Raw genomic sequence first — 24,752 nt, 5'->3', positions numbered from 1 at the left:
CGATCACCCGGACAGCGCAGCGCCGGACCTGGGGGCGTCCGGAGCCGTGCCGGACTGCCGGGCACCGGCGGCCAGGGCGGCGGCCGTCAGGAGCGTGAACCATACGGTCTTTCCGGCGGCGCCGGGGCGTGAACCCCAGGCGTCGGCGAGTGCTTCGACGAGCATCAGACCGCGGCCGTTCTCCTCGGCGCTGTCCGCCAGCCGGGCCCGGGGCCGGGGCGTGCTGCCGTCCGCGACTTCCACGCCCAACTCCCGCATGCTGTACCAGACGCGCAGCGTCAGCGACCCCTGGGCGTGGCGGACGGCGTTGGTCAGCAGCTCGGAGGCGAGCAGCAGCGCGGTGTCGGCGAGGGCGGCCAGGTTCCAGGCCCGCAGGATACGGAGCAGGAAGTGGCGCCCTTCCGGGACGGACGACGGCTCGCCGGCCAGGTCCACCGTGGCGGTGTCCAGCGGGGCGGCGGGGAAGCCGACGAGCAGGAGGGTGACGTCGTCGGAGTAGGTGGCGGTGTTCGGGAGCAGGGTGTGCAGGACGCGGTCGGCGGCGTCCTCCAGGTCCGGCGCGGTCGTGAAGACCTCGCCCAACGTGGTGGTCAGCAGCTCCAGTTGCGTCTCGATGTCGCTGTGGGGCGTCTCCACCAGACCGTCGGTGTAGAGAGCCAGCGTCGTACCGGCGCGCAGGGGCAGGCGGACCTCCTGGTGCGGTACGCCGCCCACGCCGAGGGGGATGCCGGTCGGCACCGGCAGCGCGCTGACCGTCGCGTCGGGCGTGACGAGCCAGACCGGAAGGTGCCCGGCCGAGCAGGCGGTCACCTCACCCAGCGCCGGATCCGCCTCCAGGTAGGTACAGGTGACGAATTGTTCCGGCAACCCGCGCGTGAACGTGTCGAGCGTACGGATCAGCTCGCACGGCGGCGTCCCGGCCAGCGCGAGCGCCCGGGCGGCGGAGCGCAGCTGGCCCATGACCACCGCCGCGTCCAGACCGCGCCCCATCACATCACCGATGATCACGCCGACCCGTCCGGCGCCCAGGTCGATCAGGTCGAGCCAGTCGCCGCCCACGCCCTGGCCCTGGGTGGAGGGGAGGTAGCGGGTGGCCGCGCGGGCCCCGGGGATCTGTTCGGAGGCGCCCATCAGGCGCAGGGCGAGGGCGATGTGCCGCTGCTGTGCGTACAGTTCGGCGAGTTCCCGCTCGGCCTTCTTGCGGTCGGTGATGTCCCGCACGGTGGAGCAGGCGCCGGTGATGACGCCGTCCCGGTTGCGGATCGGCCACAGGGTCACGTCGACGTCCAGCACCCGGCCGCCGCCGGTGACCCGCCGCGTCTCGTAGTGCTCGATCTGCTCACCCCGGCCGATCCGCTCCAGCAGCTCGGCCTCCTCTTCCTGGAGGTCCGGCGGGATCAGCAGCCCGATGTGCCGCCCGACCATGTCCTGCGCCCGGTACCCGTACAACCGCTGCGCCGCCGCGTTCCAGAACGAGATCTGGCCGTCCAGCGTCTTGATGAGGATCGCGTCCTGCGACGACTCGACCACCACCGCCAGCTCGTCGCTCCGCGCCTCGGCCCTCTTGCGATCGGTGATGTCACGCGTGACGGAACAGACGGCGTGGATGACACCCTGCCGGGAACGGATCGGCCACAGCGACACGTCGACGTCCAGCACCCGGCCGCCGCCGGTGACCCGCCGCGTCTCGTAGTGCTCGATCCGCTCACCCCGGCCGATCCGCCGCAGCAGCTCGGCCTCCTCTTCCTGGAGGTCCGGCGGGATCAGCAGCCCGATGTGCCGCCCGACCATGTCCTGCGCCCGGTACCCGTACAACCGCTGCGCCGCCGCGTTCCAGAACGTGACCTGCCCGTCCAGCGTCTTGGTCAGGATCGCGTCCTGCGAACACTCCACCAGCCCCCGGAACAGCTCCTGCTCGCCCGCGCCGTTCCGCGGAGCATCCACTGCCGTCATGCGTGCCTCACTCCATGACGCACCGGCGCCCCGGGCAACGGGAGTGCCGGCCTCCCGTCGCGGACCCGCGGCCGACCCGAGTACGTCCCCGCCGTGCCTCGCGGACCCTTGCCTGCGAGAGTGCGGTCATTGGAGCATGTGCCGCGCAGCCTCATCAGTGATGTTCACTTTTGGACGTGACTGGACTGAACCTTTCCGCAAATCCGTCCAGTTGCGCTTGATTCCGTACGGCCGTCGCGCAGCGCAGTCGGCCGGTCACCGTCAGGCGGGGGAACGGTACCGTCCGGGCAGCCGGTAGATGTTCTCCGCCCGGATGCCCTCGAAGTCCTCCACGAGATTGAAGGAGACGCGCTCCCCCGACGTCAGGGTGCGGGCCGGTTCGTCCCCCTGGATCGCCGAACGGTAGGCGAGCACGTCCGGCCCGCCGCCGTTCTGGGCGACCAGACCGGCTCCTCGTTCGTGGTCGAACCACTTGACGACGCCATGGGGCACAGCAATCACCTCTGCCGGGTGGTGTGAGCAGGACATCCCACGGGTGCCCTCTCACCGGTGCTTAAGGGAGCGCATCAGAGGGCGCACGTAGCTCCCACCCGGCGCCCGGCCCAGCCCTCACCCAGGCGCACACCGTCCACACGCCGGAGCTTGTGCCGGTACGCGGCCCCTACCCGGCCTTCGGCGCAGCCCGCGCGCCGATACGTGCCGCGGTACGGCGTCACGTCCACCACGGGAAGCTGCACGGGCGGAGCGAACGGCTCCGGCATCCGTGCGCCCGCGAACTCGTCGAGCAGCTCCCCCGCGACGAGTCCTTCGAGGACGGGGTGGAGTGCGTACTCGACGGGATCGCAGCCCGGCTCAGGGACTGAATCAGGGCCTGGGTCAGGGGCCTGGCTCAAGAGCTGGGCGGTGACGCGTACAACGCCGCAGGCCAACGTCTACTCCGTCGGCACCCCACCCGCCGTTTCGCCCCCGGTTTCGGCCGGCGGGGGGTTCGGGGCCTCCGCCAGGCCCCGGGCGGCCAGTCGGCGGCGGGCCATGACGCTGACCAGGGCGCCGGAGGCGGCGGAGCCTGCCGTCTGGGCCGCGCAGGCTGCTTCGAACGCGCCCCGTGCGTCCTGGACCTCCAGGCAGGCGCGGGCCCGTAGAGCGGCTTCCACCATCATTGCCACCTGCTCGGCAGCTATCTGATCAGGCGGCCGGTTCTCGGCGCTGCTGGCCTCGCGCATGGCCCCATGGTCCTGCACCCGTGCGCGGGACGGCATCCCCTCGTCCGCCCGATTCCGAACCCGGGCGCCTCACCCGCCGAAACCGGTACGTCCCTTCCCACCGTTCAAGCCGGACCCGGCCGCCGCGTCCGGTCAGGCGATGCCCGCCGCGTCGAGCAGCGCGGCCGCCGTGGTCACGGCCAGCCCGGCCAGGCTCTCCACCCGCGCCCCGGCACGCGCGCTCGCTCCGTCGAACACCAGGGTCAGCTGACGTGCCAGCAGTTCGGGGTCGGGGGCCCCGCCCCGCTCGGCCTCGGCGCGGAACGCGTCGGTCAGGTGCCGCTTGACCTCCTCGGCGACGATGCTCGCCGGATGCCCGGGGTCCTTGAGTTCGACCTGCGCGGCCAGGAAGGGGCAGCCCCGGTAGTCCGCCGTCTCCGCCAGCTTCTCCAGCCGCTCGAAGACGTACAGGATGCGCGTGCGCGGCGGTCCCGCGTCGACGGTACGCAGGGCGAGCTGTTCCTCGTACGCCGGGGCGCGCCGCCGCAGACTGGCCGCGAAGACTTCGTCCTTGCTGTCGAAGAGCTGGTACATCGAGCGTTTGGACACCCCGGCCGTCCTGCACAGCGTCTCGACCCCGATGGAGGCGCCCTCGCGGTAGAAGAGCTCGGCCGCCGCGTCGAGCAGCCGGTCCCGGGTGGAGGCTCTGTCTGTACTGGACATGCGGGGAGATTATCGCGCTCCGGGGGCCGCGGAAACTGATCGGTCTCCTCGCTCCGTCGGTCACGTCCGTCTCGTCGGTCTCTTCCATCTCATCCGTCTCATCGGCCTCGTCCATCTCGTCGGTCTCCCTGTGGACGTGGCGCGACCGGCGTCGACTCGCCCAGCCCACCCCCCGAGTGCGGCCCTGAGTCGGCCGGTCTATTGTCCTCCCAGTGGAAACCGATCGGTTTCCTCGCTGGACGACGGGCGGCGGACGACAGGCGGCGCAGAGCACCGACAGGCGTCCGGTCGCCCCAGAACGCCGGAGGACATGTGACCGCCACCGTCAAGCACCGCCACGTAGAAGTCAACGGAGTCCGGCTGCACATCGCCGAGCAGGGTGAAGGGCCGCTGGTCCTGCTGCTGCACGGGTTCCCGGAGAGCTGGTACTCCTGGCGCCACCAGTTCGGCCCGCTCGCCGCGGCCGGGTACCGGGTGGTGGCACCGGACCAGCGGGGCTACGCCCGCAGCGAGCAGCCCGGGGACGTCGACGCGTACAGCCTGCTGCACCTGTCCGGCGACGTGATCGCCCTGATTCACGCCCTCGGCGAGGAACAGGCCGTCGTCGTCGGTCACGACTGGGGCGCGCCCGTCGCCTGGGTCACGGCCATGCTCCGCCCGGACGTCGTACGGGCCGTCGCCGGACTCAGCGTGCCGCCCATCCTGCCCGCGGGCATGGCCCCGCCGGAGGTCACGCGACGGCACTACGGAGACGGTTTCTACCAGCTCTACTTCCAGGAACCGGGCGTCGCGGACGCGGAGTTGGCCCGTGATCCGGCGTCCACCTTCCGCCGTATCCTGGCCAGCGGCTCGGGGGACGACCCCGCCGCCGGCGCTCCGCGCCCCTGGGTCGTACCCGACGGCACGACCCTCATCGACTCGGTCCCCGAGCCGGAGCGCCTGCCCGCCTGGCTCACCCCGGACGACGTCGACGCGTTCGTCCGCGACTACGCGGGCCACGGGGAGCGGGCGTTCACCGGCCCCCTCAACTGGTACCGGAACATCCAGCGCAACAACGAGCTGCTGGCGGCTTTCCGGGGCCGCGGCATCGACCAGCCCGCGCTGTACGTCGGCGGGGACCTCGACATGGTGCAGTCGCTGCACGGCATCAGCGAACTGCTCGCCTCGCTGAAGACGGTCGCGCCGAAGCTGCACCGCAGCATCACGCTCCCCGGCTGTGGCCACTGGACCCAGCAGGAACGGCCCGCCGAAGTCAACGCCGCCCTGCTCGACTTCCTCGGCCACCTGCCCGCCCCGGCACCGTCCCGCGCCTGACGTCCGCCGCGCCCCGGCCGGCGCCGTCAGCCGTCTTCCCCGGGCTCCGCAGGCCGTGCCACGCGGTAGATGTAGTGCGCACGGCCGGCGGCGGGGCTGTCCGGTTCGAGTTCGCCCTCCGCGACCCGGCCCAGTCCGGCCTTCTCCAGGGCCCGCCAGGAAGCCCGGTTGGCGACCGGTACGGGGACCAGGACGGCGGTGGCGTACGGGTGGTCGCGCCACGTCGCCCGGACGGCGGCCCGGATCATGCGCGGGCCGTAGCCCCGCCCCACCTGCGTGGGGTCGCCGATGAGGTAGTCCAGGGTCATCGTCCCGCCGGTCACCTCGGCCGCTCCGAGGACGGCGGCCAACTCCGCCCGGTATTCGGGGTGATCGGCGATCCGGCAGCGCTGGACGAGACCGAGCGGGCGGCCGTCCAGGAGGACGAGCAGGTCCTCGGCGGGCTCCTCCCCCCGGGCCACGGGGCCGAAGTCGCGCGCCACGCCCTCCGCCGAGGTGTCGTGGTTCCACCACCGGGCCACGTGCGGCTGCGCCAGCCAGCGCCGCAGCAGCGGGAAGTCGTCTTCGGTCACCCGACGCCATGTGATCACCGCTCACCTCCGGGCGGGAAGGCCGGCCGTGCACCAGGCCACTGGCGACGCCCCAGCTTCTCCTCCATCCACGCCACACCGAAGTCCACCACGTCTGCGGCCTCGAAGAGGTGGCTCTCGGCCGCCCCGACCGTTCCCGTCCTGCCGATTCCGGCGGCGAGCAGGTCCTGGGCGATGCGCGCGAACGGCTGCTGTCCCTCGGGGACGACGGGCGAGTAGTCAAAGGCCCCGTCCTCCGAGTCGATGTCGTGGAACCGCCGCCAGACCCGCTCCCCGTCGACGAGGACCGGCTGCTCGTAGTCCACGAACCGCTTGCCGGGCGCTTCGGCCAGGGCCTCGGCGTGGTGCAGGATCGTCAGGGAGTCCAGCGGGGCACCCAGCAGGAGCACCCGGCCGCCCCTCGCGACCAGCCGTGCCAGCGGGCTGCCGGGACCGTGCGGGTCGTCCCAGGGGTGGTCCGCGACCAGCGCGGTGGCCGACGCGCCGAGCGCGGCGAAGCTCGCGTCGGGGTGGCGGCTGCGGACGGCGCCGGGCCAACGGCGCAGCGCCTCCGGGAGGCGGCCGTTGTTGTGGTCCGCCTCGCTGAGTACGGGGTCGTAGGCGGGGTGCTCCGCGCGCAGGGCGTCCTGCCAGGCTTGTGGCCAGTCGGTGAAGTCGTACGGCGGTGCGTCGTTCCAGCCGCAGGTCACCATGAGGGTGCCGCGCTCCCCCACGACATCGCGGAGGGCGCCGATGACCGTTTCCGGGCCGCCGGTCACGTAGCCGATGGCGGACATCTCCGTATGGAACATCACGGTGTCGCCGTCGCCGAGGCCGAGTGCGGTCAGGTCGCGGACCAGCCGGCTGCGGGTGACCGGGCCGTCGGAGCGTTTGAGCAGGGCGAGTTCGTCCATGGACGGAAGGTAGCCGTCGTCCGTGGGTCCACGACACCGATTTCCGCGGCGGTGGTATGCCCGGCCCCGGCGGCCGCGCGGCCGGCTGGACCGCCCCGAAGGCCGCTGCAATCAGACGGCGGCCGCATCGCCTCCTGGCGCTCCCCTTCCCTCGGACGAACCGTCCCCCTCGGACGAACCGTCCCCCTCGGACGAACCGTCCCCCTCGGACGAACCGTCCTCCTCCGTCCGCTCCCCCTCCTCCGTGTCCGCCCGCGGCAACACCACGACGCCCCACGTGACCAGCACTGCCCCGACCGCCTCGGGGATCAGCCACCAGCCCGCGCGTACCCGCTCCCCGTACACCACGATCCCGAAGAGCAGGCTGACCAGCGCCTCGCCCAGGGTGAGGGCGGGCTGCGAAGCCACCAGCGGGCCGGATTCCATCGCGTTGGCCAGCAGGAACAGTGCGCACGCGCCCGCCGCCACGAAAGCGTACGTCTGCCAGCAGGCGAAGAACGCGCCGGGACCGTGCCGGTCGAAAGTGTCGGTCGCCGCCTTCATCAGCGTGGCGGTCAGGGCGTAACCGATCGCGGAAGCGGAACCGAACAGGGCCGCACGCGCCTTCCCCCGGGGCCGGGCCAGTGCGGCCAGTACGCAGGCGGCCATGGCACCCCCGGCGCCGAGCAGCGTCAGCACCCACGTGCCGGCGGGGACCTCGGTGCTCCCGCCGGAGGGGGCGGCCGCGGCCAGCCCCAGGCCGAGCCCGGCGGCCACCATGACCGAGGCGGCCCAGCCGGCCGCCGGCAGCCGCCGCCGTGCCACGGCACTGGCGATGAGCAGCGTGAACGGGAGTTCGGTGACGAGGATGGGCTGCACCAGCGACAGCGAACCCAGCGTCAGGGCGAGGGCCTGGCACGCTGCCGCACCGACGATGACGGCGATCCCGCCCAGCCACGCCGGACTGCGCAGCAGGTGCCGGACCAACCGGACGCTGAAGGCGTCGCCCGGCGGCACCCTGCGCGCCGCGATCCGCTGGAGCACGGTGCCCGTGGCGTTGGCCACGGCCGTCAGCAGGGCGAACAACGCGGCGAGCACAGCTGGCACAAAGGGCTCCTGCGGTCCGGCGCGGCGGTCACCGGCCGCCACTGCCCTTACGGTGCCAGACCCGCGGCCCGCCCCGGAACCGCGCTGCCGCGACACGCGCGACAGGCCGGCCGGTTCCGCCGCCCGAGCGTCCGCGCGTCTCCCTGAACACACAACCTGACCTGCAATGATGCGGGCCCTGGGGGCCATCCGGGCAGTTGTGTTGCGCCGGCTGGGGGGTTTCGCCGGTGAATCACCCGTTCGCAGCTTTTTGCGGCGTGGTACTTGCTGTGAGGCTGGAAGGACTCATGGTGACCGTCCCCCACCACCGAGGAGAGAACTCCATGATTCTGTCCATCTCCGGCGTCGTTCTGCTCGGCATCATCGTCTTCCTGTTCTTCCGCAAGGACGGACTCAAGGTGTCCCACGCCCTGGTCTGCGCCCTGTTCGGCTTCTACCTCGCGGGTTCCGCGATCGCCCCGAGCATCAAGGCCGGCGGCGCGAGCCTGGCCAACCTCCTGGGCGGCATCAAGCTCTGACCGCGGCCCGCTCTCGCCCGGAGCGGCCTCCGCACGACGCACGAACCCTCCAGGAGATGATGTGGCCCGGCGCCCACTGCCCCGCATCCTGACCGACTGCGCGCCGATCGCGCGCGGGCGCGAGTTCGCACGCACCGCGGCGGACGGCGCGGCCGACGTGTTCCACCCGCTGATCACGATCAGCCGGGGGCTGCGCCGGCTGCTGGCCGCCGGCCGACGGCGCTGGTCCTCGACGCCCAAGGAGCGGCGCGGTTCGCTGCTGTTCATCGCCGCCGGCAGCGTCCTGGCGGTGGCGCTCGTCCCGTACGGGCCCGTACTCGCCCTGGTCACGGTCATGGCCGCGGCGGCATGGGCGGGCCGGGAGCAGCCGGCCGAGGAGCCCGCCGCCACCGGCCCGGGGGACGCGGAGACCGGCCGGCTCCAGGCGCTGTACGAGGCGCTCGTGCCGTACTTCGCGATCGAGGGTGACCCCAGCCCCCTGTACGCCCACGACGGGGACTGGGCGAGCGCCTTCACCGAGTACGGGTTCGACGAGGCCGGGCGGCCGTCCCGTCTGACGCTGCGGTACCCGGCGTACTTCACCGACGGCGACGCCGCGTCCCGGGCCCGTATCGAGCAGGTGCTGTACGCCAAGTCGGGGCGCGGCCGGGAGTACCGCTTCGTCTGGGACGAGGAGTCCAACCAGCTGACGCTGACCGTGCTGCCGCCGCTGGCGACCGACATCGCGGCGCAGCGGTTCGTGACGACGCACGGTGAGACCGTCCTCGGGTTCACCGACGCGGACGCCGTCCAGCGGACGCTGCCGGTGGAGGCCGGTGCGGAGACCCGGGACGTGCCGCCCGTGGTGTGGCGGACCGGCCTGCGGTCGACCGAGCCGCACCTGCTGGTGCTGGGCCGGCCGGGCGCCGGCACCACGACCCTGCTGCGCTCCATCGCGCTGCAGGCCCTGCCGTACGGCGACATCCTGGTGATCGACGGCAGTGGGACCGGCGAGTACGCGTGTCTGGCGGGACGGACCGGCGTCATGGGCGTCGAGTCCGGGCTGTCGGGCGCGCTGGCGACGCTGGAGTGGGCGGCGCACGAGACCGAGCGGCGGCTGATCACCGCCAACCGCGCGCGGCAGGCCGGGCAGCAGGCTCCGGACGACGTCCGCTGGCCGCTGTGGATCATCCTGGACCGGCCCACCGCGCTGGCCCATCTCGCGGCGGCCGAAGGGCGGGACGACCCGCAGCACCTGCTGCAGGTTCCGTTGCGGCACGGCCGGGCGGCCTACGTCACGGTGGTGGTGGCCGACCAGATCGACTGTGCCGGGGTGCTGAGCGAGCCGGTACTGACGCACACCCGGGCCAGGGTCGTGCTGGGACCGGCCGCGCCGGAGGAGGTGCAGGCCGTGCTCGGGGCGCCGCCGCACACCACGCCGGCCGCCGACGTACCGCCGGGGCGCGGTTACGCGCGCCTGGGCGCCGGCCCGGTGCTCCGCCTCCAGGTCCCGGCCACCCCCGACCCGTTCGACGACGCCACGAGCGAGACGCACCGGCAGGCCGTACTGGACCTGCTGCCGGATCCGGCGGCTTCGCTGGAGGAGGAAGCGACCGAGGACCTGAGCGAGGCGGCCCGCCTGGCCGGGCTGGAAGCGGCCCTGGCCGACGGCACCGAGAAAACCGTCACGGACGGGGACGACCGGGCCACCGCGGGCGAGCAGACTCCCGGCGGGGCCATCGGCGTGGACGTCCTGTTCGGAACCGCCGGTCCCGGCCGCGCGGAGAGCTGAACCACCGGTCCCGGCCGCGCGGAGAGCTGAACCACCGGTCCCGGCCGGGCGGAGCGGTCCCGGGCGCACGGAAACCCGAACCACCGGCCCCGGCCGCACGGAGAGCTGCGCCGCCGAAGGCCGGTCAGCGACCGCGCCGCAGCCGATCGGCCCAGCGGCCGATGCCCCGCCGCGAACGGCGCGCAGGCTGCCGGGACGGCTGCCGCTCCGCCGTGCCCACCGGCCCGCTCCCACCAGGGCTCCGCCCCCAGTGACGACCGGGCGACAGGGCCGGTGCCTTACGCTCCGCCTGGGCCCGGATCTCCACCTGCGACGCATGCGCCGTGGTACGGAACGCCTCCTCGTACGAGGCCAGAGCCGCGCTCATGGCCCCGCCCGCGAGACCCCGGCGGCGGATGTGCACCGCGAGCCACGCGAAGCAGCCCAGGGCCGCGGCGAAGAAGCCGATGATGAGGAGTGACGGCAGGGTCGCGTCCATGGCCGTGAGCCTACTGGGGCGCGCGGGGCGCTCCTCCGGGCACCGGCCGTACCGCTGCCGGACACCGCCAGCGTCGTCGCCCGTAGCCCCCTCACGCCACGAAGCTGTGCGGCGCCTCGACCTCGCCGGCCGCCGTGCCCGTCGCCACGTGGTGGGCGGCGGCGGCCAGCCGGGACGCGGCCTCCTCGGCGACGGCGCCACTGACCGTGAACGGGAGCCGGACGAACCCCTCGAACGCCCCGTCCACACCGAACCGCGGCCCGGAAGGCACCCGTACGCCGAGCCGCTCCCCCGCCTCCGCGATCCGCGAACCGGACAGGCCGCCGGTCCGTGCCCACAGGGTCAGACCGCCGCCCGGCACGCTGAACTCCCAGTCGGGCAGGTGGCGTCGGAGGGCGGCGACGATCGCGTCGCGGTTCTCGCGGGCCTGGCCGCGGCGGATCTCGACGGCCTGTTCCCAGCCGTCGCCCTCCAGGAGCGAGACGATGGCGAGCTGTTCGAGGACCGGTGAGCCGAGGTCGGCGAAGGCGCGGGCGGCGACGAGGCTGCGGATGATGTCGGGGGCGGCCCGTACCCAGCCGATGCGCATGCCCGCCCAGAACGCCTTGCTGACGGAGCCGACCGTGATGACGTTGCTGCCCGCCGGGTCGAAGGCGCAGACGGACCGGGGCATCTCGACGTCGTCGAGGCGGAGTTCGGCCATGGTCTCGTCGACGACCAGGACCGTACCGGCCGCGCGGGCGGCATCCACCAGGCGGCGGCGCTGGTCCTCGGTGGCGAGGGTGCCGGTCGGGTTGTGGAAGTCGGCGACGACGTACGCCATGCGGGGCGCGGCGTCCCGCATGACCTGGCGCCAGGCCGGGATGTCCCAGCCGGCGAGGCGGTCGGCGAGGGCGACGGGGACGAGCCGGGCGCCGGCGTCGCGCATCAGCTGGAGGATGTTGGCGTACGACGGGGAGTCGACGGCGACCCGTTCGCCGGGCCGGGTGATCTGGCGGCAGATGGCGGCCACCGCGCCCATGGCGCCGGTGGTGACCATGATCTGTTCGGGCATCGTGGGGATGCCGCGGGCGGTGTAGCGGTCGGCGAGGGCCTGGCGCAGGGCGGGCAGGCCGGCCGGGTAGTCACCGTGGGTGTGCGCGTACAGCGGGAGGTGTTCCATGGCGCCCTGTACGCCGCGCGTCAGCCAGGGCTCGGGGGCCGGGAGGGCGGCGCAGCCAAGGTCGATCATGGAGCTGGCGGCTTCCGGCGGCAGCGGTTCCAGGCCGCGGGTGGGCAGCGGGTTCCCCGCGGGTACGGCGGTCCAGCTGCCGGAGCCGCGGCGGGACTCCAGGAAGCCTTCGGCGCGCAGCGCTTCGTAGGCCGCGGCGACGGTGGTGCGGCTCACGGAGAGCGCGGCGGCCAGTTCGCGTTCCGCGGGCAGGCGGGCGGCGACCGGAACCCGGCCTTCGAGGACCAGGAGGCGTACGCCGTCCGCGAGGCCGCGGTAGGCGGGAATGCGGCGGCCGGCCGGGGCCACGGCGTCGCGGGTGTCCTGCGACCGGAGCAGCCGGGCGAGCTGGGACGCCCCTACCGCTGAAGTCCACTGCGCCATCGTATGCAGTCCACCTTTCCCGAATTGGCCATGAAATCTGATCAACTCCGAGCCACAGAGTGTCATGTGCCAGTCCAATCATGCCAGGAGGGGGGAAGATTTTGTTCAGCACGCGGAAGTCCGGTGGCCGACCCGGGGGCCCGTCCGGTGACCGGCCCAGCGAGCGGTCCGGAGACACGGAGGCGGAGAGCGGATCGGCGGGCCGGGAGGGCGCGGCGGCCGGAGCCCGCCAGGGCGCGCAGCCCCCCGCCCGCCGTCGGCTGCCCCGCCGCCTGGTCCACCTCTACACCGGTCTCGTCCTGTACGGCGTCAGCATGGGCCTGCAGCTGCGCGCCGGGCTCGGCCTGGAGCCGTGGAGCGTCCTCAACCAGGGCATTTCCCGCCACACCGGCCTGTCCATCGGCACGGTCACCATCGTCTCCGGCGCGCTGATCCTGCTCCTGTGGATCCCGCTGCGGCAGCGCCCGGGGCTGGGGACGGTCTCCAACGTCGTGATCCTCGGCCTGGTGATGGACGCGACGTTCGCCCTCGTACCGGAGATCACCTCGCTCGCCGTACGCATCCCCCTGCTCGCCTCCGCGATCCTGCTGAACGGCATGGCGACGGGCCTCTACATCTCCGCCCGCTTCGGCCCCGGGCCGCGTGACGGGCTGATGACCGGTCTGCACCACCGTACGGGCCGGCCGGTGCGCCTGGTGCGTACGGGCATCGAGATCACCGTCCTCGCCGTCGGTTTCGCGCTCGGCGGCTCGGTGGGTGTGGGCACCGTGCTCTACGCGCTGGCGATCGGGCCGCTGGCCCAGTTCTCGCTGCGGTTCTTCACGATCGACGGACAGGGCGGCCGCGTAGTGGCGTCGTCCGCGCCGGCCCCGGCGACACCGGCCGCCGAGCCGACGCCCGCACCGCTCCCCTGAGGCCGGGTCAACTCCCTTACCCTTGTACCGATTTATCGCCGCACGTCCCCCCTCCCGATCTTCCCGGCTGTTACGCTTCCCCTCTCAACCACCCCCTTTGGCCTGGCCTTTTGCTGTCCGGCGACGAGGGAGCGACAACCGAGGAGAGCAACTGTGAAGATCGGGATCAACGTCCTCAATTACGGGGCGGGCACCACTCCCGAAAGCATGGAGACATGGGTGCGCGGCGCCGAGGAGCTCGGTTACCACCTGGCGATGATCTCCGACCACGTGTCGCTGCCCCCGGAGGTCGTCGGCGCCTTCCCGCCGCCGTTCTACGACCCGTTCACCACGCTGGCCTGGCTCGCGGGCCGGACCAGCACCATCGAGCTGGGCACGACGGTGCTGGTCCTCCCGTACCGCCACCCCCTGCAGACCGCCCGGGTGGCCGCCAACCTGGACCGGTTCAGCGGCGGGCGGCTGGTGTTCGGTGTGGGGGTCGGCTGGTCGCAGCAGGAGTACGCGGCGCTCGGCATCGACTACGCGTCCCGCGGCCGGATCACCGACGAGTACCTCGCCTGCATCAAGGAGCACTGGACGCAGCCGGTGGTCTCCTTCCAGGGCGAGCACGTCGCCTATACGGACATCACCACGGGGCCCGCCCCGGTCCGCGATCCCCACCCGCCGGTCTGGGTGGGCGGCCTCAGTGACGCCGCGCTGCGCCGGGCCGCCCGGTTCGGCGACGCCTGGCACCCGTACACGCTGGGCGCGGACGCGATCCGGGCGCGGCTGCCCGTGCTGGAGGCCGCGGCGGAAGCGGCCGGCCGGCCGACGCCCGCGGTGACGCCCCGGATCGCCCTGCACCTCACCGACCGGCCGGTGGAGACGGCGGACCGGCTGCCGGGCCACGGGTCGGTCGACCAGGTCCGCGCGGACCTGGCGGCGCTGGCCGAGCTGGGCGTCCCGTACGTCGTCCTCGACACGTTCCTGTCCAGTTACGCCGGGCCCGTCCCGCCTGAGGAGAACCCCCGGCACGACCTCGCGCAGCTGGAGACCGCGGCCGAGCGGATCCTCGATCTCCCGGGCGAGACGCTGCGCTGAGGGCGGCGGACCGCTCGCGTCCGCCCGCGCGCCCGCCCCTGTATATCCTCTGGCCAATGCGCTCCCAGCAGTTGACCACCCACGGGTTCCCCGTACGGCACCCCTACCTCGACCACCCCGTCCCGCTCGCCTTCGCCCACCGGGGCGGCACCGCGGACGGGCTGGAGAACACCGCCGCGGCCTTCCGGCGCGCCACGGCGCTCGGCTACCGCTACCTGGAGACCGATGTGCACGCCACGTCGGACGGCCGGCTCGTGGCCTTCCACGACGCGACGCTGGACCGGGTCACCGACGCGGGCGGGGCGATCGGCCGGCTCCCCTGGCGGGACGTCCGCCGGGCCCGGGTGGCGGGCCGGGAGCCGCTGCCGCTCTTCGAGGAGCTGCTGGAGGAGTTCCCGCAGGCGCGCTGGAACGTCGACATCAAGGCGGAGGCCGCGCTCCGGCCGCTGCTGGACCTGCTGCGCCGTACGGACGCCTGGGACCGGGTGTGCGTCGGGTCGTTCTCGGAGGCCCGGGTCGCGCGGGCCCAGCGGCTGGCCGGGCCGCGGCTGGCGACCTCGCTCGGCACGCGTGGCGTACTGGGGCTGCGGATGCGCTCGTACGGCCGGGGCGTGCCGCTGGACCGGCTGCTGGGGGCCGCGGTCCGGCGCAACGCGGTGTGCGTACAGGTACCGGAGCGGCAGTCCGGCATCCGCGTGGTCGATCCGCTGCTGATCCGGGCCGCGCACGCGAGGCGTTTGCAGGTGCATGTGTGGACGGTGAATGATCCGCGGCGGATGGCGGCGCTGCTGGACCTCGGCGTCGACGGGATCATGACCGACGACCTCGGCGCCCTGCGGAAGGTGCTGACCGACCGTGGATCCTGGCCGGCGCGCTGAGCCACGGATCCCGGGGATCCCGGCCGCCGCGATGAGCCCCGCCCCCTCGGAGGGGCCGGCCGCACCGTCCTGACGAGCCGTTACCGGAGTGGGGCGGTCGCGCCGGGACGGACCCGGATTTAGGCATGGGGGCTGCGGGCCGGTAGTGTACGCCTTTGGCTCACCAGGCGGACCGTTACTGCGCGCTGAACTGTGGAAAGCGCTGGGTGACATCTGCTGCCAGATGTGACAAACCGGGCATTGGTGGGTACAACAAGGGGCGGCACGAAGGAAGGCAGCGGCGCGCAGCGCCTCCATCAGGCGGTGGTGGGCGACGGGTGGGCACATCTCCCGGTGACGGGAATCTTCACCGCCGACCGGACGTTGACCGGATGACGACGACAGCGACACCTGTCCTGTGGGCGACAAGCCCGGGAGGCACGATTCATGAGTGAGCGAGCTCTTCGCGGCACGCGACTTGTGGTGACCAGCTACGAGACCGACCGCGGCATCGACCTGGCCCCGCGCCAGGCGGTGGAGTACGCATGCCAGAACGGACATCGATTTGAGATGCCGTTCTCGGTAGAGGCCGAGATTCCATCCGAGTGGGAGTGCAAGGTTTGTGGTGCACAAGCCCTCCTGGTGGATGGCGATGGCCCTGAGGAAAAGAAGGGCAAGCCCGCGCGTACGCACTGGGACATGCTCATGGAGCGGCGCACCCGCGAGGAGCTGGAGGAAGTGCTGGCCGAACGGCTGGCGGTCCTGCGCTCCGGCACCATGAACATTGCCGTGCACCCGCGCGACAACAACAACAATCGCAAGTCCGCCTGACGAACGGACGCGCGAACGGGCCGGGGCCACTGCACCACGCAGTGGCCCCGGCCCGTTTCCGTGTCCGCCCGCCCTCGCCCCCGCGGCCGCCGGGCCGCCCCGAGTGTGCCGTACATCACCCTTCACCTGCGGAATCATCCACGGGACCGGAACGCTGAAACGGGTGCGGGTGCCGGTGGGACAGTGTCCCCGGGCCTCACCATTCGCCCGTGGGGAAGATCGTTCGGCTGAAGCCCCACGGAGCCTTTCGCCGAGAGGCGACCGCCATCGGTATCCGCACCCATGGACCGCCCCGGCCAGTACCCCCGACTGGCCGGGGCTTCTTGTGCGTCCGCACGGATTCCGCCGTCACTCACCCCCGGCCACTCACTACGGGGCGTCATGACGTGCGCACCCACCGTGCGCCCACTCGGTCAATCAGCCCTGTCCTACCTTCAGTTACGGTGCCCGGCGGTCCGGTGCTCAGCGCGTCAGCGGCGGGTCGTCACGACGCGGCGCGGGGCCCTCGTCCTCCCGTACGACCTCGCCCTGCACGACCTTGCCGTCCGGCTGATGCATACGGGCCTGCTGGAAGGCGTCACCGAGCGAACCCGGTGTGTAGCGCGCCTGGCGCGACAGCAGGCGCTCAGCGCGGCGGTGGAGCAGTTTGCGGGTGGGCGGGAAGAGGCAGAGCAGCGCGGCGACGTCGGAGGCCAGGCCGGGGAACATCAGCAGCAGCCCGCCGAGCATGGGCAGCGTGTTCCCGCTGCCCGACGACCGCTCCCCCGGCTTCGACGACGCTCCCGGGGAGGCCGCGGGATCCCCGCCCGCCTGCATGCTCTCGGTGAGGTTCTTCCAGGCCCGCCGGCCCGCCCGCTTGATCACACAGCCGCCGGCGACCACACCGGCGAGAAGCAGCAGAAGCACCGTCAGACCGCCCGCCGCGTCGGCGACCAGGGTCAGCAGCCAGATCTCCAGCACCAGCCAGGCGGCGATGCCCAAGGGGACGAACCGGCGGGCGCGCGAGCGCTTGGGCGGACGGGACCGGGGCGGCGGCGTGGCTGCGAACGTCATGGTTCAAGTGTGCCTGGCCCCGGCCGCCGCCCCCGCTCGCGGGTCGCGTCCGATCGCGTCCGGACCGCCCCCGCATCGCCCCGGACCGCCTCCGGTCTCCTCACGCGCTCTCGAAGACGATCAAGCAGAATTCGTTGCCCTCGGGGTCGGCGAGCACCGTGGTCGGGCACCCCGCGTCGTCGAACGGGCCGCGCAGGACACGCGCACCGAGGTCCACCACCCGGCTGAGCCCGGGCTCCATGGCGGGCACCCGCAGGTCGAGGTGCATCCGGTTCTTGCCCTGCTTGGGCTCCGGCACCTGCTGGAGCAGCAGTTCCGGACCGCGCCCCTCCGGGTCCGTCAGGGCCGTGTACGGCGGGGTGGTGCGCGTGATCCGGTAGCCCAGGACCTCGCTCCAGAACTCCGCCAGCACCGCCCGGTCGGCGCAGTCCAGCACCATGACCAGATCCGTCCGTGCCACCGCTGCCATCTCCGTCTCCTCCCGCTCGTACTCCCGGCCGGCCCGTACGGACGCGCGCTCCCGGCCCTCCGTACGGTCCCGATCGCCCCGGAACGCATGTGGCCGCCCCCGTCGGGCACCCGTACCGGACACCTTCCCGTTCTTCGCACAAGGAGGCCGACCGCGATGGCCAAGCGCAACGAGACACCGGAACAGGGCGGCAGCGCCGTCCCCCGGGACCTCCCGGACCAGCAGGCGGACCCGCAGGGCAGGCCGGATCCGTGGGACGGCCGCAGCCCGGACGACGGGGACGACCGCGCGGAGCACACGGACGTGCCCGACACGGACGTCTCCGGTACCGGCCGCCGGGGCGTGGCGCACGACCGCGACGCACAGGCGGACGAGCCGACCCCGGACGAGCCCGCCGACTGATGCGGCGGGCCCGTGCGCCGGCCGGCGCGCCCTCTCCCGTACGCCCGGGAGCCCCGCGGTCACCGGTTCCGCGGGGCTCCCGGCGTGCTCAGAGCTCCCGCAGCGCGGGCAGCAGCTTCTTCTCGGCCCAGTCGAAGAACTCGCGCTGGTGGTCGCCGCCGACCTGGACCACGGCGACCTCCGTGAAGCCGGCCTCCGCGTACGGGCGCACCGCCTCGACGAAGTCGTCCACGTTGTCGCCGCAGGGGATCGTCTCGGCGACGTCCTCCGGCCGGACGAACTGGGTGGCCCCGGCGAATCCGGCCGGGTCCGGCAGCTCGGAGTTGACCTTCCAGCCGCCTGCGAACCAGCGGAACTGGTCGTGGGCGCGCTTCACGGCGGCGTCCCGGTCGGGGTCGTAGCAGATGGGCAGCTGGCCGACCCGCGGCTTGCCCTTGCCGCCGTGCTTCTCGAAGGAGCTGATCAGGTCGCCCTTGGGCTCGGTCGCGATGACCAGGTCGCCGAGGCGGCCGGCGATCTCGCAGGACCGCTCCCCCGAGACGGCCACGCCGATGGGCGGGGCCTGGTCGGGCAGGTCCCAGAGCTTGGCGGAGTCCACGTCGAAGTGGTTGCCGTGGTAGCTGACGGTGCCGCCGTCGAAGAGCGCCCGGATGATCTCCAGGGCCTCGGTGAACATCTCGTGCCGGGTGGTCTTGCCCGGCCAGCCGTGTCCGACGACGTGTTCGTTGAGGTTCTCGCCCGCGCCGAGGCCCAGCCGGAAGCGGCCGCCGGAGAGCAGCTGCATGGTCGCGGCCTTCTGCGCGACGACCGCCGGGTGGTAGCGCACCGTCGGGCAGGTCACGTACGTCATCAGCGGGATGCGCGAGGTGGCCTGCGCCGCGGCGCCCAGCACGCTCCAGGCGTACGGGGCGTGCCCCTGGGACTCCAGCCAGGGCGCGTAGTGGTCGGAGGTCACCGAGAAGTCGAAGCCGGTTTCCTCGGCCCGGACGACGTGGTCGACGAGATCACGCGGGCCGGCTTGCTCAGTCATCATCGTGTAGCCGATTTGCACCATATGGCGCGAGTTTCCCGATCATGCGATCGCAAAACTCGGCCCTTGCGATGATGCCCGGCCGGACCGGGAAGATGCCGCCCGACCGGCCTAGCGTGTGCGTCCGCGAACGCCCGGGGCGCCGGCCCGTGCCGACGCCCCGGACCGGCGCCGCAGCCTCCCGGCCTCCTCAGCGCCCGCGCAGCTTGTTGACCCGCGAGCCGACGCCCCACCCCGTGACCCGCCACAGGGCCTCCACGACGATGTCCTTGCTCATCTTGCTGTCGCCGCGCTCGCGCTCGACGAAGGTGATGGGGACCTCGACGACGTGGAAACCGCCCTCGACGGCGCGCCGGGCCAGGTCGACCTGGAAGCAGTAGCCCTGCGAGGCGACCTCGTCCAGGCCGAGCCCCTCCAGGGTCTCCTTGCGGAAGGCGCGGTAACCTCCGGTGACGTCGCGCAGCGGTACGTCCAGCATGGCCCGGCAGTACGTGCTGCCGCCGCGGGAGAGGTACTCGCGGTGCTTGGGCCAGTTCACCACGCGGCCGCCGGGCACCCAGCGGGAGCCGAGCACGAGGTCGGCGCCCTTGAGGGCGGTGAGCAGCCGCGGCAGCTCCTCGGGACGGTGGGAGCCGTCCGCGTCCATCTCCACCAGGACGCCGAAGCCGTGCTCGATGCCCCACCGGAAGCCCGCCAGGTAGGCGGCGCCGAGCCCTTCCTTGCCCTTGCGGTGCAGCACCTGGACGTGGTCGTCCGCCGCCGCCAGCTCGTCGGCGATCTTGCCCGTGCCGTCCGGGCTGTTGTCGTCCGCGACGAGGATGTGTGCCTCGGGGACAGACGTCCGTACCCGCGAGACGATCGGCTTGATGTTCTCCGCCTCGTTGTAGGTCGGAATGATCACCAAGGTGGTCCCGAGCGGACCGTACTTCCGCTGACCGTCTGTCACTGCTGCCCCTTCTCGTCCTTCGTTCGCCCGCGCCGGCCGATGACTGTCGCGGCGACGCAGGACAGAAGACCCACGATAGCGAGCACCCACTCCGGAATGGCACCGACGCGGTCGGCCACGGTCTTTTCGTCACGCAGAGGGAGGCTCGTGCGCAGCACCCCTTGGGTGAACTCCGGGATCTTGTCGGTGACCGTACCGTCCGGGGCCACCACCGCGCTGATCCCGCTGGTGGCCGCGGTGACGACGGCACGGCCGTGTTCCACGGCGCGCAGCTTGGACATGGCCAGCTGCTGCTCGGGCTGCCCGGTGCGCCCGTAGGTGGCGTTGTTGGTCTGGACGACGAGGGCGCGGGCACCCGCGTTCACGGTGTCGTGGACGATCTCGTCGTAGGCGACCTCGAAGCAGATGACGTCGCCGAGCCGGGCGGGCCCGATGGCGAGGACGCCGGTGTGGTCACCGGGGTAGAAGTCGCGGGGCACCCGCTGGAACCGGGTGATGATCTTGCTGAGCTGTTCCCGGAACGGCACGTACTCGCCGAACGGCACCGGGTGCTGCTTGGTGTACGAGGCGCCGGGGCCCTTCACCGGATCCCAGACGATGCCCCGGTTGAAGACGTAGCCCGGCTTGTCCGGGTGGTCGACGAGGGCGCCGACCAGGACGGGCACCCCGATCGCCTTGACCGCCGCGTCGATCCGGTCGTACGCCTCCGGGTAGCGGTACGGGTCCAGGTCCGAGGAGTTCTCCGGCCAGATCACCAGGTCCGGCTTCTTCGCCTTGCCCGCCTTCACGTCGGCGGCCAGCTTCTCGGTGGCCGTCGCGTGGTTGCCCAGGATCTGCATCGGGCGGCCGAGGAAGTCCATGCCGGGCCGCTGCACGTTGCCCTGGACGATGGCGATGTCCACGTGGTCGTCCGCGTCGGTGTGCACCGGTACGAGGAGTCCGGACACCGTGACCGCGGCGGCCAGGCCGACGGCCTCCACGGCGGGCAGGGCCGCGCGTACCGGGCTGCCGGGCGCGCGGCGCAGCCGCCACAGCCCGGCGGCCGCCACGGCCAGCAGAGCGCCGCTCAGGGCGACGGCGAACGTCACCAGCGGCGCGCCGCCCAGGGCCGCGAGCGGGGTGAAGGGCGAGCCGGTGTTGGCGAAGGCCAGCCGCCCCCACGGGAAGCCCCCGAAGGGCACACGGTCGCGCACCCACTCCTCGGTGACCCACAGACAGGCGGCCCACACCGGCGCGTACTTCAGGCGGGAGGTGGCCGCGAGGCCCGCGCCGAGCAGAAGGGTGTACAGGGCCTGCACGAGGGCCAGCCCGAACACCGCGTCCCAGCCGACGACGTGCAGCCACTTCAGCAGCAGGAAGAAGAACGGCAGGCCGAACGCGAAGCCCGTCCAGGCCCCCTGACGGGCCGTCCTGCCGCGGGTGAGCAGGCCGAGGCCCGCGACGCCGACCAGGGACAGCGGCCACAGGTCGTACGGCGGGAAGGCCAGCGCGAGGAGGATGCCGCCCAGGACGGCGAGCCCCGTACGCGGCGCCTCGCGGCGGACCAGCGCCACGAACCGGCGGCCGCGTCCGGGCACCGCCGGCGCGGCGGTGTCGGAGCCCGATGGCACGGTCCCGGTCTCCCTTGCAGGTCGTGCGGTGGTGTCGGGCACGGTCGCGGCCTTCCTTGCAGGTCATGCGGTGGTGTGCAGACCGTACATCGGGGTTGCGCGATTGCGGACCGGGGGTGCCGGAGGGTATAAGCTGCGCCGCTCGTACGCGGCAGGGGAAGAGCGGGCACCGTCCTGCGGTGCGGATCGGGGCCCGGCGCCCTTCGGGCCGACCTGGAACCCGCTGGCTGCGGGTCGACCGAGAGCCGTTGTCTACTGAGCAACCGGGCCCCACCCGGGTCGCACCTGCCGACCGGCCGAAACCTTTCCGTCGTCCCCGTGCCGCAGGTGCTGGACCTGGCTCCCAGTGGCGGTGTGCCGGTACGGCACCCCGTCCCATGGCCCAGCTGCGTTCGACGACTGCGCGGAGGTCTCCCGGTCGGACGTCCTGTGGTGGACTCGGCCGAACCTACCGGCCGCCGACCGTCTGCTGTCAACAGTTGCCCGGACCGCGTGGTTTTCGCGTCGCCCCAGGCCGGCGCCCGCTCTCCCAGGTGGGGCAGGCGCCCCCGGGCGCGTCCCGAGGTGGTACGCGCCCGCGTGAAGTCACTCGTTCGGCCGTCCGTACACCGTGCGACCGCCGACCACCGTCCGCAGGCACACCGGCAGGTCCTGGCCAGGGGTCAGGTCGGGCAGGCCCGGGGTGCCGGAGCGGGGGTCGGTGGACCAGCGCTCGACCCGCTCGTCGGGGGCCTGGACGACGAGGTCGCCGGTGCGCCAGACCGCGTAATCGGCGGGCGCGCCGGGCACCAGGACGCCCGCGTCGTCGCGGCCGATCGCGCGCCAGCCGCCGCGGGTGTGCGCGGTGAAGGCGGCGCGGGCGGAGATGCCGTGCCCGGGGGTGCGGTGGAAGACGGCGGCCCGCACGGTGCCCCACGGATCCAGCGGGGTGACGGGGCTGTCGGAGCCGAGGGCGAGCGGGACGCCTGCGCGCAGCAGGGCGGCGTAGGGGTTGAGGGTGCGGGCGCGTTCGACACCCAGTCGGGCGGCGTACATGCCGTCCTCGCCGCCCCAGGCCGCGTCGAAGGCGGGCTGTACGGAGGCGGTCAGGGCGAATTCGGCGAAGGCGGCGACGGTCGCCCCGGTGAGCATCTCGGCGTGCTCGACGCGGTGCCGGGCGGCCCGGACGCGGGCCAGGCCCACGCGGTCGGCGGCGGCCCGTACACCGTCGGTGACGGCGGTCAGCGCGGCGTCGCCGATGGCGTGGAAGCCGGCCTGGAGCCCGGCCTCGGTGCAGGCCGCGACGTGCGCGGCGACGGCGTCGCTGTCCAAGTGGGCAGTTCCGGTGTGGCCGGCGTCGGCGTACGGGGCGTGCAGGTGGGCGGTGTGCGAGCCGAGGGAGCCGTCGGCGAAGAGGTCGCCGGCCGCGCCGATCGCGCCGAGGGCGCGTACCCGGTCGGCGTCCTTTGCGTTGGTGACGATCTCCGCCCAGTAGCCGACGACGCGCGGGCCGGGCTCACGGGCGGCGCGGGCCAGCAGGGCGGTCAGGTCGTCCTCGCTGGAGATCTCGGGGCCCGCGCACTCGTGGAGGGTGCCGATGCCCCGGGACGCGGCGTGCGCGAGGGCGGCGGCCTGTGCGGCGTCGCGCTGGGCGGGGGTGACGGTGGCGTACGCGGCGGCCCGTACGGCGTGGTGGGCATCGCCTGTCAGCGGCTGCTCGGGGTGGAACCCGGGCAGGTCACGGATGCCGGGGACGAGGTCGAGGAGCGCGGTGGTGACGACCGCGGAGTGCACGTCGACCCGGGTCAGGTAGAGCGGGCGGCCGCCGGTGGCCGCGTCCAGCTCGGCGCGGGACGGCGGCCGTCCCTCGGGCCAGGCGGTGGCGTCCCAGCCGTGGCCCAGGAGGATCCGGTCGGCGGTGCGGGCCGCTGCGTGCTCCCGTACCCGGGCCAGCGCGTCGGGGAGGGTGCGGGCCGCGGTCAGGTCCAGGCCGGTGAGCGCGAGGCCGGTGGCCGTCGTGTGCACGTGTGCGTCCGTGAACGCCGGGGTGACGAGCGCGCCGTCGAGGTGGACGACCTCGTCCACGCCGTCGGCGAAGGAATCGGCAGCGCCCTCCTCGCCCACCCAGGCGATGCTGTCGCCCTCGACCACCATGGCGGTGGCGAAGGGATCGGCGGGACTGTGGACCTCTCCGCCGCGCAGCAGGACGGTACGGGGCCGGGCCGGATCGGGGGTGCGCTCACTCATAGCGGACAGTTTGGCCCCTGCGGGCGGCGCGCCCGCGCGCGGGGTCCGGATCTTGACGCGCGCGGCCGCGGGCGCCGGAGCGCACCCCGGCCACGCGCCCCCGGACGCGCCCCCGGGGGTCTCAGATGCGCGGCGGCCGGGCCTCGTACGGCGTGGACAGCACGACCGTGGTGCGGGTGGAGACCCCGGCCAGCGTACGGATGCGGGTCAGCAGGTGTTCCAGCTCCAGCGGCGTGGCCACCCGCACCTTGAGGATGTAGTTCTCGTCGCCCGCGACGCTGTGGCAGGCCTCCAGCTCGGGCACCTCGGCCAGCCGGTCGGCGATGTCGTCCGGGGCGCTGGGGTCGAAGGGTTTGACCGAGATGAACGCGGTCAGCGGCAGCCCCACCGCCTCCGGGTCCACGATCGCGGCATAGCCGCGGATGACACCGCGCTGCTCCAGGCGGCGCACCCGCTGGTGCACCGCCGAAGTGGACAGGCCGGTGGCCTTGCCCAGGTCGGTGTAGCTCATCCGCCCGTCCTTGACGAGCAGATCCACGATTTGTCGGTCCAACTCCTCCACCCGATCAACCTACTGTGCTCGGGCGCGTGTGCGCACCGTACGCCGGATCGTGGACGCGCCTGCGCGGTCCGTGTGACCAACGCCACACACGTGCCCCCGTATCCCGCGGGGCTCGGCGATTATGCGCGGGGCATGAGGGGAATTGCTGCTGTTGGCCGGAGCCGCCCGTCACAGGAAGCCGGCGGCCCGTACGGCCCACCTGAGGGGGATGACCATCATGCGACGTCTGAAGTCCGAATCCACGCAGCTCGGCCTCGACGCCCAGGAGGGCGACAGTCCCGGCTACGCCGGCGAGGACGATCCGTACGACTCCTTCGAGACCATGGAGATCTTCCGGGTGACCTGCCCGGACTGCGCCCAGCCGATCGCGCTGCTGGCCGACGAGGACACCCTGCCCGAGCACGCGCTGTGCCCGACGCCCTGGAACCCCTTCTGCCTGACGGTGTGCGAGGGCTCGGGGCGGCCGGTGGCCGACGCCCCCTCCGAGGACGACTCGCTGGAGGCCCAGGAGCAGGACGCCGGCGTGCTGCTGACCCTGCCGGAGGGCCTGGACTGGCGCCGGCAGCCGTTCTCGCACGTGGGCGGGCCGGCCACGCGGCCGACGGGCGTGCCGCGGATGCGCCGGCCCTGAGGCCCGCCGACGGCGGCCG

The 24,752-nt window shown here is 73.2% G+C and carries 26 protein-coding genes; 10 read left to right on the top strand and 16 right to left on the bottom strand.

Translation table 11 applies throughout. The features are described 5' to 3' along the window. Positions 1–3: 3 nt before the first annotated feature. Together AB0L45_RS15625 and AB0L45_RS15620 are read right to left on the bottom strand one after the other, a co-directional pair. The gene (locus AB0L45_RS15625; RefSeq protein WP_365840015.1) at positions 4–1,953 is read right to left on the bottom strand and encodes a PAS domain S-box protein; all 1,950 of its coding nucleotides are present in this window, start codon (positions 1,951–1,953) and stop codon (positions 4–6) included. Between the two features lie 261 nt (positions 1,954–2,214). Then, positions 2,215–2,445 (bottom strand): cold shock domain-containing protein, encoded by a 231-nt coding sequence (locus AB0L45_RS15620; protein ID WP_365840013.1) that lies wholly within the window; start codon positions 2,443–2,445, stop codon positions 2,215–2,217. Positions 2,446–2,597: 152 nt separating this feature from the next. On the opposite strand from AB0L45_RS15620, the gene AB0L45_RS15615 reads away from it, so the two are divergent. Next, positions 2,598–2,816 carry a hypothetical protein gene (locus tag AB0L45_RS15615; RefSeq protein WP_365840011.1) on the top strand — a complete coding sequence of 73 codons (219 nt, stop codon included), beginning with the start codon at positions 2,598–2,600 and terminating at the stop codon, positions 2,814–2,816. A gap of 69 nt (positions 2,817–2,885) precedes the next feature. Here the strand turns inward: AB0L45_RS15615 and AB0L45_RS15610 are convergent, their stop codons facing one another. Then, entirely contained in the window at positions 2,886–3,176 is a 291-nt protein-coding gene (locus AB0L45_RS15610) for a hypothetical protein (RefSeq protein WP_365840010.1), read from the bottom strand. 132 nt (positions 3,177–3,308) lie between these two features. Next, entirely contained in the window at positions 3,309–3,878 is a 570-nt protein-coding gene (locus tag AB0L45_RS15605; protein ID WP_365840008.1) for a TetR/AcrR family transcriptional regulator, read from the bottom strand. A 312-nt stretch (positions 3,879–4,190) separates the two neighbouring features. On the opposite strand from AB0L45_RS15605, the gene AB0L45_RS15600 reads away from it, so the two are divergent. Continuing rightward, positions 4,191–5,192 (top strand): alpha/beta hydrolase, encoded by a 1,002-nt coding sequence (locus AB0L45_RS15600; protein ID WP_365840006.1) that lies wholly within the window; start codon positions 4,191–4,193, stop codon positions 5,190–5,192. Positions 5,193–5,218: 26 nt separating this feature from the next. On the opposite strand, the gene AB0L45_RS15595 is transcribed toward AB0L45_RS15600, so the two are convergent. From AB0L45_RS15595 to AB0L45_RS15585, 3 genes are all read right to left on the bottom strand, one after another. Further along, on the bottom strand, positions 5,219–5,782 hold the full coding sequence (locus tag AB0L45_RS15595) for a GNAT family N-acetyltransferase (RefSeq protein WP_365840004.1): 564 nt from the start codon (positions 5,780–5,782) through the stop codon (positions 5,219–5,221). Then, the gene (gene aac(3), locus AB0L45_RS15590) at positions 5,779–6,675 is read right to left on the bottom strand and encodes an aminoglycoside 3-N-acetyltransferase (RefSeq protein ID WP_365840002.1); all 897 of its coding nucleotides are present in this window, start codon (positions 6,673–6,675) and stop codon (positions 5,779–5,781) included. The genes AB0L45_RS15595 and aac(3) overlap by 4 nt, the downstream gene beginning before the upstream one ends. Before the next feature lie 111 nt (positions 6,676–6,786). Then, positions 6,787–7,761 (bottom strand): DMT family transporter, encoded by a 975-nt coding sequence (locus AB0L45_RS15585; RefSeq protein ID WP_365840000.1) that lies wholly within the window; start codon positions 7,759–7,761, stop codon positions 6,787–6,789. Positions 7,762–8,084: 323 nt separating this feature from the next. On the opposite strand from AB0L45_RS15585, the gene AB0L45_RS15580 reads away from it, so the two are divergent. Further along, a complete protein-coding gene (locus AB0L45_RS15580) occupies positions 8,085–8,279 on the top strand; it encodes a hypothetical protein (RefSeq protein WP_030019622.1) in 195 nt (64 codons plus the stop codon). A gap of 61 nt (positions 8,280–8,340) precedes the next feature. Further along, positions 8,341–10,050: an ABC transporter ATP-binding protein gene (locus AB0L45_RS15575; protein WP_365839998.1), complete on the top strand. Its 1,710-nt coding sequence runs from the start codon at positions 8,341–8,343 to the stop codon at positions 10,048–10,050. A gap of 124 nt (positions 10,051–10,174) precedes the next feature. Here AB0L45_RS15575 and AB0L45_RS15570 read toward each other — a convergent pair whose 3' ends face one another. Further along, a complete protein-coding gene (locus AB0L45_RS15570; RefSeq protein WP_365839996.1) occupies positions 10,175–10,528 on the bottom strand; it encodes a hypothetical protein in 354 nt (117 codons plus the stop codon). Between the two features lie 91 nt (positions 10,529–10,619). Beyond that, entirely contained in the window at positions 10,620–12,122 is a 1,503-nt protein-coding gene (locus AB0L45_RS15565) for a PLP-dependent aminotransferase family protein (RefSeq protein ID WP_365839994.1), read from the bottom strand. A 314-nt stretch (positions 12,123–12,436) separates the two neighbouring features. Here AB0L45_RS15565 and AB0L45_RS15560 point away from each other — a divergent pair, with 314 nt between their 5' ends. The 4 genes from AB0L45_RS15560 (at position 12,437) to AB0L45_RS15545 (ending at position 15,804) form a co-directional block, all read left to right on the top strand. Continuing rightward, the gene (locus AB0L45_RS15560; protein ID WP_365840298.1) at positions 12,437–13,036 is read left to right on the top strand and encodes a hypothetical protein; all 600 of its coding nucleotides are present in this window, start codon (positions 12,437–12,439) and stop codon (positions 13,034–13,036) included. Positions 13,037–13,189: 153 nt separating this feature from the next. After that, entirely contained in the window at positions 13,190–14,116 is a 927-nt protein-coding gene (locus AB0L45_RS15555; RefSeq protein ID WP_365839992.1) for an LLM class F420-dependent oxidoreductase, read from the top strand. Between the two features lie 56 nt (positions 14,117–14,172). Further along, a complete protein-coding gene (locus tag AB0L45_RS15550; RefSeq protein ID WP_365839990.1) occupies positions 14,173–14,994 on the top strand; it encodes a glycerophosphodiester phosphodiesterase family protein in 822 nt (273 codons plus the stop codon). A gap of 426 nt (positions 14,995–15,420) precedes the next feature. Beyond that, a complete protein-coding gene (locus AB0L45_RS15545) occupies positions 15,421–15,804 on the top strand; it encodes an RNA polymerase-binding protein RbpA (RefSeq protein WP_031000331.1) in 384 nt (127 codons plus the stop codon). Positions 15,805–16,266: 462 nt separating this feature from the next. Here AB0L45_RS15545 and fxsA read toward each other — a convergent pair whose 3' ends face one another. After that, positions 16,267–16,857: an FxsA family membrane protein gene (gene fxsA / locus AB0L45_RS15540; protein WP_365839988.1), complete on the bottom strand. Its 591-nt coding sequence runs from the start codon at positions 16,855–16,857 to the stop codon at positions 16,267–16,269. 100 nt (positions 16,858–16,957) lie between these two features. Then, positions 16,958–17,326 (bottom strand): VOC family protein, encoded by a 369-nt coding sequence (locus tag AB0L45_RS15535; RefSeq protein ID WP_365839986.1) that lies wholly within the window; start codon positions 17,324–17,326, stop codon positions 16,958–16,960. Positions 17,327–17,482: 156 nt separating this feature from the next. Between AB0L45_RS15535 and AB0L45_RS15530 the strand changes: the two genes are divergently transcribed. Continuing rightward, positions 17,483–17,728 (top strand): hypothetical protein, encoded by a 246-nt coding sequence (locus AB0L45_RS15530; protein ID WP_365839984.1) that lies wholly within the window; start codon positions 17,483–17,485, stop codon positions 17,726–17,728. A gap of 88 nt (positions 17,729–17,816) precedes the next feature. On the opposite strand, the gene AB0L45_RS15525 is transcribed toward AB0L45_RS15530, so the two are convergent. The 5 genes from AB0L45_RS15525 to AB0L45_RS15505 all read right to left on the bottom strand — a co-directional run bounded on the left by AB0L45_RS15525 (position 17,817) and on the right by AB0L45_RS15505 (position 24,102). After that, positions 17,817–18,782, bottom strand: a complete 966-nt coding sequence (locus AB0L45_RS15525) for an LLM class F420-dependent oxidoreductase (RefSeq protein ID WP_365839982.1) — start codon at positions 18,780–18,782, stop codon at positions 17,817–17,819. A 166-nt stretch (positions 18,783–18,948) separates the two neighbouring features. Then, entirely contained in the window at positions 18,949–19,704 is a 756-nt protein-coding gene (locus tag AB0L45_RS15520; RefSeq protein WP_365839981.1) for a polyprenol monophosphomannose synthase, read from the bottom strand. After that, entirely contained in the window at positions 19,701–21,314 is a 1,614-nt protein-coding gene (lnt, locus tag AB0L45_RS15515) for an apolipoprotein N-acyltransferase (protein ID WP_365839979.1), read from the bottom strand. Before lnt ends, AB0L45_RS15520 begins: the two co-directional genes overlap by 4 nt. A gap of 585 nt (positions 21,315–21,899) precedes the next feature. After that, positions 21,900–23,540, bottom strand: a complete 1,641-nt coding sequence (locus AB0L45_RS15510; protein ID WP_365839977.1) for an amidohydrolase — start codon at positions 23,538–23,540, stop codon at positions 21,900–21,902. 121 nt (positions 23,541–23,661) lie between these two features. Then, positions 23,662–24,102 carry an Lrp/AsnC family transcriptional regulator gene (locus AB0L45_RS15505; RefSeq protein ID WP_026170119.1) on the bottom strand — a complete coding sequence of 147 codons (441 nt, stop codon included), beginning with the start codon at positions 24,100–24,102 and terminating at the stop codon, positions 23,662–23,664. A 208-nt stretch (positions 24,103–24,310) separates the two neighbouring features. Between AB0L45_RS15505 and AB0L45_RS15500 the strand changes: the two genes are divergently transcribed. Next, the gene (locus tag AB0L45_RS15500) at positions 24,311–24,733 is read left to right on the top strand and encodes a hypothetical protein (protein ID WP_365839975.1); all 423 of its coding nucleotides are present in this window, start codon (positions 24,311–24,313) and stop codon (positions 24,731–24,733) included. The last annotated feature ends 19 nt before the right edge of the window (positions 24,734–24,752 follow it).

This window comes from Streptomyces sp. NPDC052496, assembly GCF_040679095.1.
Classification (GTDB): Bacteria; Actinomycetota; Actinomycetes; order Streptomycetales; family Streptomycetaceae; genus Streptomyces.
The sequence above is the reverse complement of the archived record's forward strand: the minus strand, read 5'-3'. Positions and strand labels throughout refer to the sequence as shown.

Coding starts and splice junctions, on each gene's coding strand:
- AB0L45_RS15610 (WP_365840010.1), bottom strand. CDS start 3,176: ATGCGCGAGGCCAGCAGCGCCGAGAACCGGCCGCCTGATCAGATAGCT.
- AB0L45_RS15510 (WP_365839977.1), bottom strand. CDS start 23,540: ATGAGTGAGCGCACCCCCGATCCGGCCCGGCCCCGTACCGTCCTGCTG.
- fxsA (WP_365839988.1), bottom strand. CDS start 16,857: ATGACGTTCGCAGCCACGCCGCCGCCCCGGTCCCGTCCGCCCAAGCGC.
- AB0L45_RS15605 (WP_365840008.1), bottom strand. CDS start 3,878: ATGTCCAGTACAGACAGAGCCTCCACCCGGGACCGGCTGCTCGACGCG.
- AB0L45_RS15565 (WP_365839994.1), bottom strand. CDS start 12,122: ATGGCGCAGTGGACTTCAGCGGTAGGGGCGTCCCAGCTCGCCCGGCTG.
- AB0L45_RS15525 (WP_365839982.1), bottom strand. CDS start 18,782: ATGGTGCAAATCGGCTACACGATGATGACTGAGCAAGCCGGCCCGCGT.
- AB0L45_RS15580 (WP_030019622.1), top strand. CDS start 8,085: ATGATTCTGTCCATCTCCGGCGTCGTTCTGCTCGGCATCATCGTCTTC.
- AB0L45_RS15560 (WP_365840298.1), top strand. CDS start 12,437: ATGGGCCTGCAGCTGCGCGCCGGGCTCGGCCTGGAGCCGTGGAGCGTC.
- AB0L45_RS15545 (WP_031000331.1), top strand. CDS start 15,421: ATGAGTGAGCGAGCTCTTCGCGGCACGCGACTTGTGGTGACCAGCTAC.
- AB0L45_RS15550 (WP_365839990.1), top strand. CDS start 14,173: ATGCGCTCCCAGCAGTTGACCACCCACGGGTTCCCCGTACGGCACCCC.
- AB0L45_RS15570 (WP_365839996.1), bottom strand. CDS start 10,528: ATGGACGCGACCCTGCCGTCACTCCTCATCATCGGCTTCTTCGCCGCG.
- AB0L45_RS15535 (WP_365839986.1), bottom strand. CDS start 17,326: ATGGCAGCGGTGGCACGGACGGATCTGGTCATGGTGCTGGACTGCGCC.
- AB0L45_RS15500 (WP_365839975.1), top strand. CDS start 24,311: ATGACCATCATGCGACGTCTGAAGTCCGAATCCACGCAGCTCGGCCTC.
- AB0L45_RS15625 (WP_365840015.1), bottom strand. CDS start 1,953: ATGACGGCAGTGGATGCTCCGCGGAACGGCGCGGGCGAGCAGGAGCTG.
- AB0L45_RS15530 (WP_365839984.1), top strand. CDS start 17,483: ATGGCCAAGCGCAACGAGACACCGGAACAGGGCGGCAGCGCCGTCCCC.